Below are 15399 nucleotides of genomic sequence, written 5' to 3'. Positions count from 1 at the left end.
GTATCCAGCTAAAAGGAAGGGACCCCAATGACCGTCATGCAGCGCTCTTCGTTCGAACAACACGAAGAACAACATCTGGATCTCAAGACGATGGCCCTCACGCTTCTTGACCACAAGAAGCTGATCGCGGGCATCACCGCGGGCTTTCTGGCCGTGGGCATCGCCTACGCCGTGCTGTCCACCCCGCAGTACGTCGCCGGGGCGATGATCCAGATCGAACCCAAGAAGAATGCGCTCACGGCGGTTGCCGAGACCGTGGTGCGACCCAATTCGGCCTCGCCGGCCGTGGCCGAGATCGAGCTGCTGAAGTCGCGCGCGGTGCTGACCAAGACCGTGGAAAACCTGCGCCTGGACATCGAGGCCAAGCCGCGCTTCTTCCCGCTGATCGGCCACTACCTGTGGCGCCACTACGAAGCCGAGAAGCCAGGTCAGCTGGCGGACAGCTGGCCGCAACTGCGCGGCTTCGCCTGGGGCGGCGAGCAGATCGACGTCTTCCAGTTCGACGTCCCGGACGACATGTACGGCGAGACCCTGACGGTGGTCGCCGGCAGCAACGGTCGCTATCGCCTGCTGGACAAGGACAAGCAGCCGCTGCTCGACGGCCAGGTCGGCCAGATGGCCGCCGGTAACGGCTATCGCATGCAGATCAAGACCCTGACCGCGCGCCCCGGCACCGAATTCAAGGTGACCCGCAATCGCGTCATCACCACCGCGCAGCTCTATCAGAATCGCATCAAGACCAGCGAAGCCGGCAAGGAATCGGGGATCATCTACCTGTCCCTGGCGGACGAGAATCCCGACCTGGCCAAGAGCGTCCTGTCCGAGATCAGCCGCCTGTACGTTATGCAGAACGTCGAGCGCAGCTCGGCGGAAGCCGCCCAGCGCCTGGACTTCCTGCGCGGCCAGCTGCCGGCGGTGCGCAAGGATCTGGAAAGCGCCGAAGCGGCCCTGAACAACTATCAGACCAACAGCCGCTCCGTGGACATCAGCCTGGAAACCAAGGCCGTCCTGGACAAGATCGTCACCCTCGACACCTCCATCTCCCAGCTCAAGCTCAAGCAGGCCGAATACGATCGCCTCTATACCCGCGATCACCCCAGCTACAAGACCCTGCTGAACCAGCTCGCCCAGCTGGAAGTGGAAAAACGCAGCCTGCAGCGCAAGGTGGAAGCCCTGCCCAGCACCCAGCAGGAACTGCTGCGCCTGAACCGCGACATGAAGGTCACCAACCAGACCTATCAGCTGCTGCTGAACCAGGCCCAGGAACAGGACATCATCCGCGCCGGCACCATCGGCAACGTGCGCCTGGTCGACAATGCCGACGTCAACCTCGACGAGCCGGCCACCAATCGCAAGATCGCGCTGATCCTGTCGCTGCTGCTGGGTCTGGTGACCTCCGTGGTGGTGGTCTTCGTCCGCCAGGCCTTCCAGAAGGGCATCGAGAATCCCGACACCGTCGAACAGATCGGCCTGCCGGTCTATTCCACCCTGCCCTTCACCAAGGACCAGGAGCGCCTGAATCGTCGCCTGAAGAAGAAGACCCGTACCGGCGAACCCAACCTGCTGAGCGTGGTGCAACCGGCCAACCTGGCGGTGGAATCCCTGCGCAGCCTGAGATCCAGCCTGCACTTCGCCATGCTGGAAGCCAAGAACCGGGTGATCATGATTTCCAGCCCGACCCCGGGCGTCGGCAAATCCTTCGTCTCCAGCAACCTCGCCACCGTGGTCGCCCAGTCGGGTCAGCGCGTGCTGCTGATCGACGCCGACATGCGCAAGGGCTATCTGCATCGCGTGTTCGGCCTGCAACCGCAAGCCGGCCTGTCCGAGCTGCTGACCGGTCGCAGCAAGCTGCGTGAAACCATCGTGCCGAGCGGTATCGCCCAACTGGACATCATCAGCTGTGGCCAGGCCGCGCCGAATCCCTCGGAGCTGCTGATGCACGCCAACTTCTCCCGTCTGCTGGACGAAGTGGGCAGCCTCTACGACCTGGTGATCATCGATACCCCGCCGATCCTGGCGGTGACCGATGCCGCCCTGGTGGGTCGCCTCGCCGGCACCACCCTGCTGGTCACCCGTTTCGGTCAGAGCACCCTCAAGGCGGTGGAGAACTCCCGTCGTCGCTTCGCCCAGAACGGCATCACCATCAAGGGCGCCATCCTCAACGGCGTGCAGCGCAAGGCCTCGACGTCCATGGAAGACGATGGCGTCTACGGCTACTACGAATACGGCCCCCGTACCTGATACGCCGCTCCGCCGCACCTGACTGCCCCTAGAGAAGGAACTCGCCCATGACGCTCGCCCATCCCGCCGGTCACTGGTATCTGGTGCAGACCAAGCCCAATCAGGAAGTCCGCGCCGAAGAAAACCTGAGCAGACAGGGTTACGTCTGCTTCCGGCCCCAGCGCGAGCGCAAGGCCTCCGGCAGAAGTCGCGCGAGCGGCAGCGAGTCGCTGTTCCCGGGGTATCTGTTCATTCAGCTCAACGACGTGAACGACAACTGGTACCCCATCCGCTCGACGCGCGGCGTCAATCGGATCGTCAGTTTCGGCACCCAGCCGACGGCCGTGAGCGAAGGCATCATCGACGACATCCGCCAGCGCCTCGCCGCGCTGGCGGAACCTGCACCCAGCCATCAGCCCGGTGAGACCGTGCGGGTGCAGTACAGCCAGGAGCTGGAAATGGACGCCGTGTTCCTGAGTGCCGATGGCAACGAGCGGGCCATCATCCTGCTGCGCATCCTGCAACGCGAACAACGGGTCAGCGTCGCTCTTGATCAACTGTCGGCAGTCGCCACCGTCAACCAGCGGCTGCGCGCCTGACCAAGAACTGTAAGGCCCTTTGGAGGAATTTGTTCATGCAATGCAAGACCACGGTCGTTACCGTCACCTACGGCAATCGCCTCGGCTATCTGGAGCAGCTGGTCACCCGCGCCCTGGCCGAACGCACCATTCACCAGGTCGTCGTGGTGAGCAATGCGGCCACGGTGTCGCTGGATAGCCTCGAAACCCGCTGGCCCGGTCAGGTCAAGGTGATCAACCTGAGCGAGAACACCGGTTCCGCCAACGGTTATGCCGTGGCCCTGGAAGCCGCCCTGGCCACCGATACCACCCATATCTGGATGATGGACGACGACAACGCGCCCCTGGGCGATGCCCTCGACGTGCTGCACCGTCGCCTCGACGAACTCGGCGCCATCCACGGTCGCGACAAGGTCGCCGTGCTCGGCTACCGGCCGACCCAGCAGGCCGATATCGCCCAGTGCATCCCGACCCGGATGATCACTCAGCCGCGTTCGAGCTACTTCGGCTTCCACGTGGCCCGCATCCCCTACAAGATCTGGCGCCGCCTGCCCTGGGGCCGTCCGCGCGGTGGCCAGCCGGAAGCCCTGGTCGAGCTGCCCTTCGCCCCCTATGGCGGCATGCTCGCCCACCGCAGCCTCTATGAGCGCATCGGCCTGCCCCTGCGCGAGCTGGTGCTCTACTCCGACGACACCGAGTACACCTACCGCATCACCCAGGCCGGCGGAAAGCTGTTCATGGTCACCGAGGCGGAGCTCGAAGAACTGGAGCACTCCTGGAACATCAAGGAAGGCACCAGCAACGTCTACCAGAACTACCTGCAGGCCGGCTCGGACTTCCGTGCCTACTACGCCGCGCGCAACCAGGCCTGGTTCGACAAGAACGTCTGGGCCAGCTCCCGGCCGATGTACAGCCTCAACCGCTACGTCTTCCACACCCTGCTCAAGTGGTTCGCCCGTGACGACAAGAGCCGTCAGCGCCTGGCGCTGATCCGGCAGGCGGTCCAGGACGGCGAAACCGGCGCGCTGGGGATAAACCGCAGCTATCCGCTATGAAACTGCTCTTTCTCAACAGCTTCTATCCGCCCCATGTGGGCGGTGGCGCGGAGCTCATCCTGCAACGCAGCGTGGAAGGCTTCCAGCAGCGTGGTCACGACGTGGCCGTGCTGGTGACCGGTCCCGAGCAGGGTGTGCGGCAGGAGACGGTGAACGACGTTCGCGTCTATCGCGCCGGGCTGAAGAATTTCTACTGGCCCCTGACCCAGCAGCGCCCCGGTCCGCTGGCGCGCTTCGGCTGGCACTTTCGCGACCAGTACAACAGCGCGATGCGGGCGCCCCTGCGCCAGGTGCTGCAACAGGAAAAGCCGGACCTGGTGGTGTGCCACAACCTATCCGGCTGGTCGGTCGCGGCCTGGGACGAGATCCGCGCCAGCGGCGTCCCCATCGTGCAGGTGCTGCACGACATGTACCTGCTGTGCCCGAAGAACACCCTGTTCAAGAAGGGCCAGAGCTGCCAGAAACTCTGTGGCAGCTGCGCGGCCCTGCGCCGGCCCCACGCCGAGCAGTCCGCCAAGGTGGATGCCGTCGTCGGCGTCAGTCGCTACCTGCTGGATACCATCGTCAACAAGGGCTATTTCGGCGGCGTTCCGCGCCAGGTCATCCATAACGCCAGCCTGATCGCCGGCAGCAATGCCGAGACCGCGACCCCCAGGCCGGACGGCGTCGTCCGCTTCGGCTACATGGGCACCCTGTCGGAGAACAAGGGCGTGGGCTGGCTGATCGAGCAGTTCCAACGGCTGTCGCTCAACGCGACCCTGACCATCGCCGGCAAGGGCCAGCTGGATTACGAAACCCAGCTCAAGGCCATGGCCGATCCGCAAAAGGTCAGCTTCGTCGGCTACCAGAAGCCCGAGGCCTTCTACCAGAACATCGACGTCTTCGTCGCGCCGTCGCTGTGGGCCGAGCCCTTCGGCATGGTCGCCGTCGAGGCCTGCGCCTTCCAGAAGCCGGTCATCGCCAGCCGCATGGGCGGCCTGCCGGAGATCGTCCGCGATGGCGTCAACGGCCTGCTCTGCAACCCTGACGACCGCGACTCCCTGGGCCGCGCCCTGCAGTGCCTGCATGACGATGCCGAGCTGCGCAAGCGACTGAGTCTGCTGAGTCGCACCGCGGTGGCCGACCTGCTGAGCATGGACACCATGCTCGACCAGTACCTGGCGCTCTTCGAGGACGTCCTGGGCAAGGCGCAACACGGCTCCGCCAAGCAGCTTCACGTACCTCACACACAGCTTTCCAACTGATCCACCCCAGGTCACGGCAACGGGCAGAATCATGATCATCGTCAATTCCCGCTTCATCACCCAGGATCTTCGCGGCGTCCAGCGCTTCGCGGAATGCATCTCGCTGGAGCTGGCGAAGCTGCGATCCGACCTGCGCTTCGTCGCGCCGCCCGGCGTCGTCAGGCCCGACGTGGCCAAGCGGCTGAACATCGAGATCATCGGCACCCGCCAGGGCCAGCGCTGGGAGCAATGGGACCTGCCGAACTGGCTGAAGAGCCAGGGCAGCCCCCTGCTGCTGTCGCTGTGCAGCACGGCGCCGCTGCTCTACACCAACCAGATCGCCACCCACCACGACATCAACTACGTGCGCTTTCCCGAGAGTTACTCGTGGAAATTCCGTACCTCGTACCGCTGCCTGATCCCCATGCTGCTCAAGCGCTCGAATGCCCTGATCACCGTGAGTGAATTCTCCCGGGACGAGATCTCGCGCTTCTATCGCTACCCGAGCGACTCGATCACGGTCGTACCCAATGCCGTCGCCGACGCCTTCACCCTGGCGCCGCGAATCGACAGCGCCGACACCCCCTATCTGCTGGCGGTGTCCTCGCCCAGCTACCACAAGAACTTCTCGCGGATGCTGGAAGCCTTCGCCGCCCTGCCGCGGGACCTCAAGGTCGAATTGCGCATCGTCGGCGACAGCCACGCCGTGTTCGGCCAGAGCGATCTGGCGACCCTGGCCGCCAGGGATCCGCGGGTCAAGCTGCTCGGCCGCATCGACGATGCCGAACTGGCGCGCCAGTATCGCCAGGCCACCGCCTTCGTCTTTCCGTCGCTCTACGAGGGGTTCGGCATCCCGCCCCTCGAAGCCCAGGCCTGCGGCTGCCCGGTGATCTCGGCCAATACCGCCTCCATGCCGGAAGTGCTGCAGGACAGCGTCCTCTATTTCGACCCCTACGAGACGGCCAGCATCACCCAGGCGATGCGCACCATCCTGCAGGACGCACCGCTCAGGGAGGCGCTCCGCGCCAAGGGCCTGGCCAACATCCAGCGCTTCAACTGGCAGACCTCGGCCAGCAAGGTCTCCGACCTGCTGGACAGCGCCCTGGCGAGCTCCTCGAAGACCACGGCCAGGGCCGCCTGAAACGACCACAGAACAATAATTCAGCGATCAAGAACTCATGGAAGAGACAAGCAACGCCATGGCAGGCCAGAGCCGCTCCTCGGTACCCCTGACGCTCGACAACGACACGAGAACGTCCGGGCGCGTCCTTCAGGTCGCTGAATGCCACCTACTGCAAGGCGGCTCGGACGACACCGCGGCAGCGACCGCGGAATGTCCGGATAACGCCGCTGCTTGCGAAACGCCTGCAACAGACACCGTCTTTGCACAAAGCCCAACCATCAAGTTGCACGAGCTCGACAGCCCTTCGGACAGCATCGAGATCACCCGGCTGCCCTGGGGATATGCAGTGACCAGAAAGACCCGCACTCCATGAATCAGCACCAGCACTTGATTTCATTTCACGCTTAAGGAAGACGACATGAAAATCGCCATCGTTCACGATTGGTTGGTAACCTTTGCTGGCGCCGAACGCGTGCTTGCCGAACTGCTCCACATCTGGCCGGAGGCGGACCTGTTCAGCGTGATCGACTTCCTCTCGGACGAGGATCGGGCGCAATTGCAGGGCAAGCAGGCGACCACCACCTTCATCCAGCGCCTGCCCCAGGCCAAGAAGCGCTATCAGACCTACCTGCCGCTGATGCCGCACGCCATCGAGCAACTCGACCTGTCCGGCTACGACCTGATCATCTCCAGCAGCCATGCGGTGGCCAAGGGCGTCCTGACCGGTCCGGACCAGCTGCACATCAGCTACGTCCACTCGCCCATCCGCTACGCCTGGGACCTGCAGCACCAGTACCTCAAGGAAGCCGGTCTCGACCGCGGCCTCAAGGGCAAGCTGGCGCGCGTCATCCTGCACTACGTCCGCATCTGGGATCAGCGCACCGCCGCTGGCGTAGACGCCTTCGTCGCCAATTCCCACTTTATCGCCCGGCGCATCAGCAAGGCCTATCGCCGCGAAGCCAAGGTCATCTATCCGCCGGTCGACATCAGTCGCTTCACCCCGAGCGGCGGCAAGGAGGACTTCTATCTCACGGCCTCGCGCATGGTGCCCTACAAGCGCATGCCGATGATCGTCGAAGCCTTCAGCTCGATGCCCGACAAGAAGCTGGTGGTGATCGGCGCCGGCCCCGAATTCGAGAAGGCCAAGGATGTCGCCGGCCCCAACGTCACCATGCTGGGCTACCAGGACTTCGACTGCCTGCTGGATCACATGCGCCGGGCGCGGGCCTTCGTCTTTGCCGCCGAGGAAGATTTCGGCATCACCCCCATCGAAGCCCAGGCCTGCGGTACCCCCGTCATCGCCTATGGCCGGGGTGGCGTCCTGGAAACCGTGCGCGGCCTGGATACGCAACAGCCGACCGGCGTCTTCTATCCGGAGCAGACCGCTGCCTCGCTATGCGCCGCCGTGCGCCAGTTCGAGGCCCTGGAAACACCGATCAGCCAGCAGGCGTGCCGACAGAATGCCGAGCGCTTCGCCACCAAGCGCTTCCGTCAGGAAATGCGCGCCTTCGTCGAAGCCCGGGTCGCCGCCCTGCACCTGCCCGCCGATCTGGATCTGGACATCGTGACGCCCTTTCCCAGCAAGGGCCTGCAGCCGAGTTCGCTGAGCACGGCCTGATGGTTACTCCTTCACGTCCATGAATTCCCGCGCCCAGACTCGATACTCCTGCAGTGTCGAGTACTTGGTGGAGAGTTCCGACGCGGACAGGTCCGACGCGGTGATGTCGCGCTGCTCCCTGAGGCAATCATAGGTCGCCTTGATCGCCGCGAAGTAGGCGGCATGGCCGTTCACCACGACCCGCACCCCGGCCTTGGCCAGGCGGGCGTTGTCACGCAACTGGGGATTGCCGTAGGTCACCAGCATCACCGGCACGCTCAGGTGCTGGGTGATCTCTTCCAGGTGCGCGAAATCGCGAATGCCGACCATGCAGATACCGTCCGCGCCTGCGGCCTCGTAGGCCTTGGTGCGGGAGATGACTTCCGCGGTGCTCAATTCGGTGGCATTGGTCCGGGCAAAGATGCTCAGGGCTTCGTCGATACGGGCTTCCAGCGCGCCCTTGATCTTGCCGATGCCTTCTTCGACGCTCACCAGGTCGGTGGACTTGCGGCCATAGCCGGCCGGCAGCACGGTGTCCTCGATGGTCAGGGCAGCCACCCCGGCGCGTTCGAGCTCGGTGATGGTGCGCATCACGTTCAGCGCATTGCCGTAGCCATGATCGGCGTCGGCGATGATGGGCAGCCGGGCGACCCGACCGATGCGCGTGGCCTGCTCGACGAACTCGCTCAGGGTGATCAGGGCGAAGTCCGGCGCGGCCAGCACCTGCAGGGAAGCCACCGACCCGCCGAGGATGCCCATTTCGAAACCAAGATCATTGGCGATGCGCGCCGACATGGGATCGAAGACGGACGCCGTGTGGTAGCAACTGTCCGATTTCAGCAGGGATCTGAACGCTAGACGCAGCTTGTGCGGGGAGGTTGGCTTCATAGGATTTTCCTTCTGGGATATACCGAACAGACAATGTTAGCGCGACAAGTAGTGGTGACACGACCAGATGTCCGGCTTTGAGATAAATCGATTCATCAAGCTGACTCACGGTCACCGCTCGGCCTCGCGCGCTTCAGCTACCGGAAGCCAGGGTCCGAATGTCGTCGAGCAAGGCTCAGCTGGCGCAGCCGGGCGCCGGAAATTTCGATACCCAAGTCTGCCTGGGCGAAGTGACAATAGTGGCCAGGCCCTGCCTTCCTGCCAATCCCGTCATTGCCTAATGCCATCATGCTTGCCGCCGACTTGCTAGACCGCTTCACCGCCCTGGATCTCTTTCTGACCCGGCATCAGCACCTGTGGCGGCCCAGACCCTTCGTCGAACGCGAACTGGCCTGGGAATCGAGCCATCCGGATCTGGCCCGCTGGCTGCGGGCCCGCAGTCTGGAAGCGGCCGAGGCGGCCCATAATACTCCCCAGCTGCTGGAAGCACCTGAACCCTTCCGCTCGCTGGCCGCCACCTCGCTGGCGCTGGGTCAGGTCGAGGAGCGCCAGGCGCAGCCCGGTCGCGATCGGCCTGGCAGGCAGGAAGTCGACGTGCCCGGACGCAAATGGCTGCAGATAGAAGCCTTCGCCCGCACGCTGGACTTTCAGCAACCCGTACAGCGCTGGGTCGACTGGTGTGCGGGCAAGGGCCACCTCGCCAGGCACCTGACCCATCAGGGTGCGCCGGCCGTCTGCCTGGAGGTCGATGCGGCTCTCGTCGAGGAGGGCGAAAGGCTCAGCCACCGGGCTCGAACCCCGGTGCACCATTATCAGGCCGATGTTCTCCAGCCGCTGGCAGGAGCACCGCTCGGCAGTCGCGACACCCCCGTCGCCCTGCACGCCTGCGGCGACCTGCACGTCCAGCTGCTCAGGGTGGCCGCGGAACGGGGCTGCCAGCAACTGGCCCTGGCGCCCTGCTGCTATGACCGCATCGCCGCCGCGGCATATGGTCCGCTGTCGGTGCCGGCCAAGGCCTCGGCGCTGCGGCTGGACCGGGAAGCCCTGCGCCTGGCCCTCTGTGAAACCGTCACCGGCGGGCAGCGGGTGCGGCGGGACAGAGACCTGTCCATGGCCCGCCGGCTGGGATTCGATCTCCTGCAGCGCGAGATCAGGGGCTGCGATACCTATCTGAATACGCCGCCGCTGCCCAGCCACTGGCTGCGCCAGCCCTTCTCGGCCTTCGGTGCGGAACTGGCGCGGCGCAAGGGATTGCGGCTGCCCACCGGGATCGACTGGCCCCTCTGGGAACAACGGGGCTTCCAGCGGCTGGCAGAAGTTCGTAATCTCGAACTGCTGCCCGGTCTGTTTCGGCGTCCTCTGGAGCTCTGGCTGGTGCTGGACCAGGTGCTGTTCCTACAGGAGCAAGGTTACAGTGTGAGGTTGGGGACCTTCTGTCCCGCCAGTCTGACACCGCGAAACCTGCTGCTGACCGCGGAAAAACGCCGCTTGGTATAGGCCTACAGCCGCTCTACCCTGCACGTTTGTCGGAATCTGAGCGGAGGAGTGTAAAAAATACCTTTTGGTGATGGACTTCTCACAAAGTCTGCACAATAGTTAGGTTGCAATCTCGCAAAAAAAGCAGGAATAACAAAAATGCGCTACTACCTGCCCGTTTGGACCGGCGTTGCCGGTTGCCTCGTCTTCGCCCAAGCCCAGCTGCCCTGGCTTGCGGTGGCCTCCCTCCTTGTCAGCTGGTCGTTCCTGCTGTTCTCGCACGACAACACGAGAAACTCAGCCTGGCATTCCAAGATCTCCAGCCTCCCCGTCAATTCCCCCCTGAGTTTTCAGTCCCACCATCGCCATTGAGGCGTGTTTCAGGCCAGGGACTGGCCTACACCCGACCTGACCGGTCTGGCTGTCTCATTGTTTGGCGAACCAGCTCACAACTTCCGCATCCCGCATTAAAGTCCGACGGAACGTTTTACCCCCTCCTGCTGCCCGGGCAAGCCACTCATCGCACCCTGATGCGAGAGAAGTGTGCCAGCCGTCCGCCCGCGTTGTGACGCACTCCGCCCTTCTTCACTTCCCTTCCCCCGTCGCAGACCGACTGGCGTGCTATTTGCCCTGATTTGGGGCAACTCGACAGCGTCGTCCGGCCTTTCTACCGTGTGAACCTCTTAATCAGTGCCGAGTCCTAACGTCGCTACAGCCATCATGGCATTTAGCGATCGGTGGTCAGTCATCGGTCCTAGAGCGCCATAGTGAACATTTCATACGCTGGTAGCTGCCTCGCCCAGTTGAAAGTTCGTGCACGGTATACGCACAAGGATGGAACCATGAATTTGAAAGAACGCGGCATTTTGCATACGAATTCCTCGGCAATCTCGCTCGCACACCGCCTGCTCGATCTCGCCGTGATCACGCTGAGCGCCTACGTGGCAGGCACCTGGGCGTCGGACACCGGCATGCGTCCCGAGCATTGGGTCGTCATCTTCCTGTCCTTGCTGATCTTCCACTTCCTCACCGAGCTGAACCACGTCTATGGTTCCTGGCGCGGCGAGCGCATCACCGATGAACTGCTCAAGATCGCCACCTACTGGGTGCTGACCTTCGCAACCGTGTTCATGGTGGACTACTTCTTCTTCGATCAGTCCTATCTGACGCCTGGCGTGATGCAGGGCTGGCTGGGTCTGACGCTGGGCACCCTGTGCGGCTATCGCGTGCTGCTGCGCTCGATCATGCATTCCCTGCGCAAGGCTGGCATCAATACCCGCAATGTCGCCATCGCCGGCAACGGCATGGTTGCCCAGCGCCTGGCGCACACCATCAGCACGGCGCCCTGGATGGGCCTGCGCATTGCCGGCTTCTATAGCGACAACCAGGATACCGGTGAGGAAGGCGTGCCCAGCCCGGCGCTGAATGGCGGCCTCGACCAGCTCATGCAGGACGTCCGCTCCGGCCTGGTCGACAAGGTCTACATCACCCTGGGCATGGCCGATCAGAGCAAGATCAACTGGCTGGTCCAGGAGCTGAGCGATACCACGGCTTCGGTGTACATCATCCCGGACATCTTCATGTTCCACCTGCTGCACGCCCGCAGCGAAAGCCTGGACGGCCTGCCCAGCATCAGCATCTTCGATACCCCGATGGATGGCGCCAGCCATATCGTCAAACGTATCGAGGACATCGTGCTGGCTTCGATCATCCTCGCCATGATCTCCCTGCCCATGCTGGCCATCGCCATCGGCATCAAGATCACCTCGCCCGGTCCGATCTTCTTCAAGCAGAAGCGCTACGGCATGGACGGCAAGCCGATCGAAGTGTGGAAATTCCGCAGCATGAAGGTCATGGAAAACGGCGCCAAGGTCACCCAGGCGACCAAGAATGACTCCCGGATCACCCCGTTTGGTGCATTTTTACGACGTACGTCTCTCGATGAATTGCCTCAATTCATTAATGTACTCCGCGGCGAAATGTCCATCGTCGGTCCCCGCCCCCATGCTGTCGCTCACAACGAGCAGTACCGCAAGCTGGTGCAGGGCTACATGCTCCGCCACAAGATGAAGCCCGGCATTACCGGCTGGGCTCAGGTCAACGGCTGGCGCGGCGAGACCGACACCCTGGACAAGATGCAGAAACGCGTCGAGTTCGATCTGGACTATATCCACCACTGGTCCTTCTGGTGGGACGTCAAGATCATCTTCCTCACGCTGTTCAAAGGCTTCATCAATAAGAACGCATACTGAGTCTGGCCGGGGCCGCTGGCCCCACTGCTCAGCACGACGATCTGGAGCCTGGACTCCTGACTCTAATTACATCGGCAGCGAGCAACTCCCAAGGGGATTGCTGGGCTATCTGCCGTCGATACCTGTTGTCCGGACAACAGGAAGGTTTTGAAGAATGATCAAGTCGATATTGGTTGTATGCGAAGGGAACATCTGCCGTAGCCCGGTCGCAGAAGCACTACTGGCCAAGGCCCTGGAAGGCCGTGACGTCCAGGTCGGCTCGGCCGGCATCAGGGCGCTGGTCGGCCACGGCATCGAGAAGACCGCTCAGGAGGTACTGCTACGGGAGAACGGCATCGATTTCACGACCCACAAAGCTCGCCAGGCGGATGCAGAGATGCTGCGCAAGGCGGATTTGATTTTGACCATGGAAGAGTTCCACTCACGCTCCGTCGAAAGTATTGCTCCTGAAGTCAGGGGTAAGGTTTTTCTGATCGGGAAATGGTTGAGCAATCAAGAAGTACCAGACCCTTATCGCCTTTCTAAAGAGATGTTTCAAAATGTCCAAATACTTTTGACGCGCTGTGTAGACAGTTGGCTTCCATACATCAAATAGGGAAGAAGGAATTTCATGACCACGATGCCTCGCTTTACTCCCGAAGTTAAGAATGAGTCGGATATCAACTTCTCCGCACTCTTCGGTATGTTGATCGATTACAAATGGCAACTCCTGTCGGTAATCGGCATTTTCGCTGCGCTCGGTATCGGCTATGCCATCCTGGCCACGCCGATGTATTCGTCCAACGCCATGATCCAGATCGAAATGGAGAAGAAGGGCGTTACCCGACTGACCGATCAGTCCACCGGCATGCCGCCGCCCATGCCCGAGGCGGTGACCGAGATCGAGCTGCTCAAGTCGCGCTCCGTGATCGGCAAGGCGATCGAGAACCTCAAGCTGGATATCGAGGTCAAGCCGCGCTACTTCCCGCTGATCGGCAACTTCGTCGCACGTCGTTTCGATCCGCAGAATGAAACCGACGTCGCCTCTCCCCTGCTCGGCCTGAACAGCTTTGCCTGGGGCGGCGAGAAGCTGGTCATCGACCAGCTGGAAGTACCGGACAGCAACCTCGACAAGCCGATGAAGCTGAAGGTCGAGGACAACCAGAACTTCACCGTCTTCAATGCCGACGACGAAGTGGTACTGCACGGTGGCCTCGGCCAGCCGGTGAGCAATGCCGGGTACCAGATCAAGGTGACTACGCTGCAGGCTCGCCCTGGCACCGAATTCACCATCATGAAGAAGCGTTTTTCCAAGACCATCCAGGAATACCAGGGTCGCATCGTCGCCGGTGAGCGCGGCAAGATGTCGGGCATCATCGGTGTCGGTCTGCAGGACGCGGATCCGCTGAAGGCCCAGGCCATCGTCCAGGAAGTCGCGGACATCTACGTTCAGCAGAACATCGATCGCAACGCCGCCGAGTCTACCCAGAGTCTGGAATTCCTGCGTGCCCAGATCCCGGTCGTGAAATCCGACCTGGAAAAGGCCCAGTCCGCGCTGAACTACTACCAGACCAACAAGAAGTCGGTCGATATCGACAGCGAGACCAAGGGTGTCCTGGAACAGACCGTTGCCCTGGACAACCAGATCTCCGAGCTGAACCTGAAGCGCACCGAGATGGACCGCAAGTTCACTCGCCAGCACCCGGCCTACCAGGCGCTGATGAGCCAGCTGGGCCAACTCCAGGCCGAGCGCGCCAAGCTGCAGAAGCGCGTCGAAGTGCTGCCGGAAACCCAGCAGGAACTGCTGCGTCTGAACCGCGACATCGAGGTGACCGGCCAGACCTATGCGCTGATGCTGAACAAGGCTCAGGAACTGGAAGTCATTCGCGCCGGTACCGTGGGCAGCGTCCGCATCATCGACAACGCCAACGCCAACGTCGACGATCCGTCCGCGCCCAACAAGCCGCTGATCATCGCCGTCGCCATCATCCTCGGCGGCATCGTCGGCCTGGCCATCGTCTACACCCGTCATACCCTGCGTCGCGGTGTCGAGACTCCGGAAGCCATCGAGCAGATCGGTCTGCCGGTCTACGCCTCGATCCCCTACAGCAAGAACCAGGCGGACACCACCAAGGTACTGGGCACCAAGCAGCCGGGCGAATCCTCGCTGACCGCCATCACCCATCCGACCGATCTGAGCACCGAGGCGCTGCGCAGCCTGCGTACCAGCCTGCACTTCGCCATGATCGAGGCCAAGAACAACATCCTGATGATCTCCGGTCCCAGCCCGGGCGTCGGCAAGTCCTTCGTGTCCTCGAACCTGGCCGCGGTGATCGCCGAGTCCGGCCAGCGCGTCCTGCTGATCGACGGCGACATGCGCAAGGGCTATCTGCACAAGCTGATGAACACCAAGCAGCAGGACGGCCTGTCCGATCTGCTGAGTGGCCGCATCGCCCTGAACGACGCCATCAAGAAGACCGAAGTCGGCAGCCTGGATTTCGTCTCCTGCGGTCAGTTCCCGCCGAATCCGTCGGAACTGCTGATGAGCCTTCGCTTCACCACTGTGCTGAAGAAATTCAGCGAGCTGTACGACATCGTGATCATCGATACCCCGCCGATCCTGGCGGTGACCGAGGCCGGCATCATCGGCAGCCACGCCGGTACCAGCCTGATCGTCGCACGTTTCGGCGTGAACAGTGTCAAGGAGCTTGAGGCGACCAAGCGCCGCTTCGACCTCAACGGCATTCCGCTCAAGGGCGTGATCTTCAACGCCGTCGAGCGCAAGGCCAGTAACTACGGCTCCTATGGCAACTACCACTACTCCTACGAGCAGGACGCCAAGAGCTGATGCACGACCCCGGCTGGACGGCCTGAGCGCCGTCCAGCCAATCCCTTCAGGGATCGCGGCAGTATTCGTACAGGCGCATCGAACAAGAAACTACCTCACACAGCGATTTCGAAGGGTTCGCTCCTGAACCCGGCCACGCTTGGCAGCCTTGGATCTCGAC

The 15399-nt window shown here is 62.6% G+C and carries 13 protein-coding genes; 12 read left to right on the top strand and 1 reads right to left on the bottom strand.

From position 1 onward, the window contains the following. Positions 1-27 precede the first annotated feature (27 nt). The 7 genes from AABM56_RS01305 to AABM56_RS01275 are packed head-to-tail and all read left to right on the top strand — an operon-like array spanning position 28 to position 7817. Positions 28-2241 (top strand): polysaccharide biosynthesis tyrosine autokinase, encoded by a 2214-nt coding sequence (locus tag AABM56_RS01305; RefSeq protein ID WP_133860433.1) that lies wholly within the window; start codon positions 28-30, stop codon positions 2239-2241. Positions 2242-2288: 47 nt separating this feature from the next. After that, positions 2289-2819, top strand: a complete 531-nt coding sequence (gene rfaH / locus AABM56_RS01300; RefSeq protein WP_133860432.1) for a transcription/translation regulatory transformer protein RfaH — start codon at positions 2289-2291, stop codon at positions 2817-2819. A 35-nt stretch (positions 2820-2854) separates the two neighbouring features. Then, complete coding sequence (locus tag AABM56_RS01295) at positions 2855-3853, top strand: glycosyltransferase (protein ID WP_133860431.1); 999 nt, start codon at positions 2855-2857, stop codon at positions 3851-3853. Beyond that, positions 3850-5097, top strand: a complete 1248-nt coding sequence (locus AABM56_RS01290) for a glycosyltransferase family 4 protein (protein ID WP_133860430.1) — start codon at positions 3850-3852, stop codon at positions 5095-5097. The genes AABM56_RS01295 and AABM56_RS01290 overlap by 4 nt, the downstream gene beginning before the upstream one ends. A 31-nt stretch (positions 5098-5128) precedes the next feature. Then, positions 5129-6217, top strand: coding sequence for a glycosyltransferase family 1 protein (locus AABM56_RS01285; protein WP_133860429.1), 1089 nt, complete (start codon positions 5129-5131; stop codon positions 6215-6217). Between the two features lie 37 nt (positions 6218-6254). Continuing rightward, positions 6255-6572, top strand: coding sequence for a hypothetical protein (locus AABM56_RS01280; RefSeq protein ID WP_133860428.1), 318 nt, complete (start codon positions 6255-6257; stop codon positions 6570-6572). A 45-nt stretch (positions 6573-6617) separates the two neighbouring features. Continuing rightward, positions 6618-7817, top strand: coding sequence for a glycosyltransferase family 4 protein (locus AABM56_RS01275; RefSeq protein ID WP_133860427.1), 1200 nt, complete (start codon positions 6618-6620; stop codon positions 7815-7817). A gap of 3 nt (positions 7818-7820) precedes the next feature. Here AABM56_RS01275 and AABM56_RS01270 read toward each other — a convergent pair whose 3' ends face one another. Further along, a complete protein-coding gene (locus AABM56_RS01270) occupies positions 7821-8684 on the bottom strand; it encodes an oxaloacetate decarboxylase (protein WP_133860426.1) in 864 nt (287 codons plus the stop codon). 288 nt (positions 8685-8972) lie between these two features. Here AABM56_RS01270 and AABM56_RS01265 point away from each other — a divergent pair, with 288 nt between their 5' ends. From AABM56_RS01265 to AABM56_RS01245, 5 genes are all read left to right on the top strand, one after another. Continuing rightward, entirely contained in the window at positions 8973-10181 is a 1209-nt protein-coding gene (locus AABM56_RS01265; RefSeq protein ID WP_133860425.1) for a methyltransferase, read from the top strand. A 138-nt stretch (positions 10182-10319) separates the two neighbouring features. After that, positions 10320-10532 carry a hypothetical protein gene (locus tag AABM56_RS01260; protein ID WP_133860424.1) on the top strand — a complete coding sequence of 71 codons (213 nt, stop codon included), beginning with the start codon at positions 10320-10322 and terminating at the stop codon, positions 10530-10532. 470 nt (positions 10533-11002) lie between these two features. Then, positions 11003-12412: an undecaprenyl-phosphate glucose phosphotransferase gene (locus AABM56_RS01255; protein WP_133860423.1), complete on the top strand. Its 1410-nt coding sequence runs from the start codon at positions 11003-11005 to the stop codon at positions 12410-12412. A 154-nt stretch (positions 12413-12566) separates the two neighbouring features. Further along, positions 12567-13007 carry a low molecular weight protein-tyrosine-phosphatase gene (locus AABM56_RS01250; RefSeq protein WP_133860422.1) on the top strand — a complete coding sequence of 147 codons (441 nt, stop codon included), beginning with the start codon at positions 12567-12569 and terminating at the stop codon, positions 13005-13007. A 15-nt stretch (positions 13008-13022) separates the two neighbouring features. After that, entirely contained in the window at positions 13023-15239 is a 2217-nt protein-coding gene (locus tag AABM56_RS01245) for a polysaccharide biosynthesis tyrosine autokinase (RefSeq protein WP_133860421.1), read from the top strand. Positions 15240-15399: the final 160 nt, after the last annotated feature.

Origin of the sequence: Pseudomonas aestiva (assembly GCF_039908605.1) — a bacterium.
GTDB lineage: Bacteria > Pseudomonadota > Gammaproteobacteria > Pseudomonadales > Pseudomonadaceae > Chryseomonas > Chryseomonas aestiva.
This window is presented reverse-complemented; position numbering and strand designations above follow the sequence as displayed.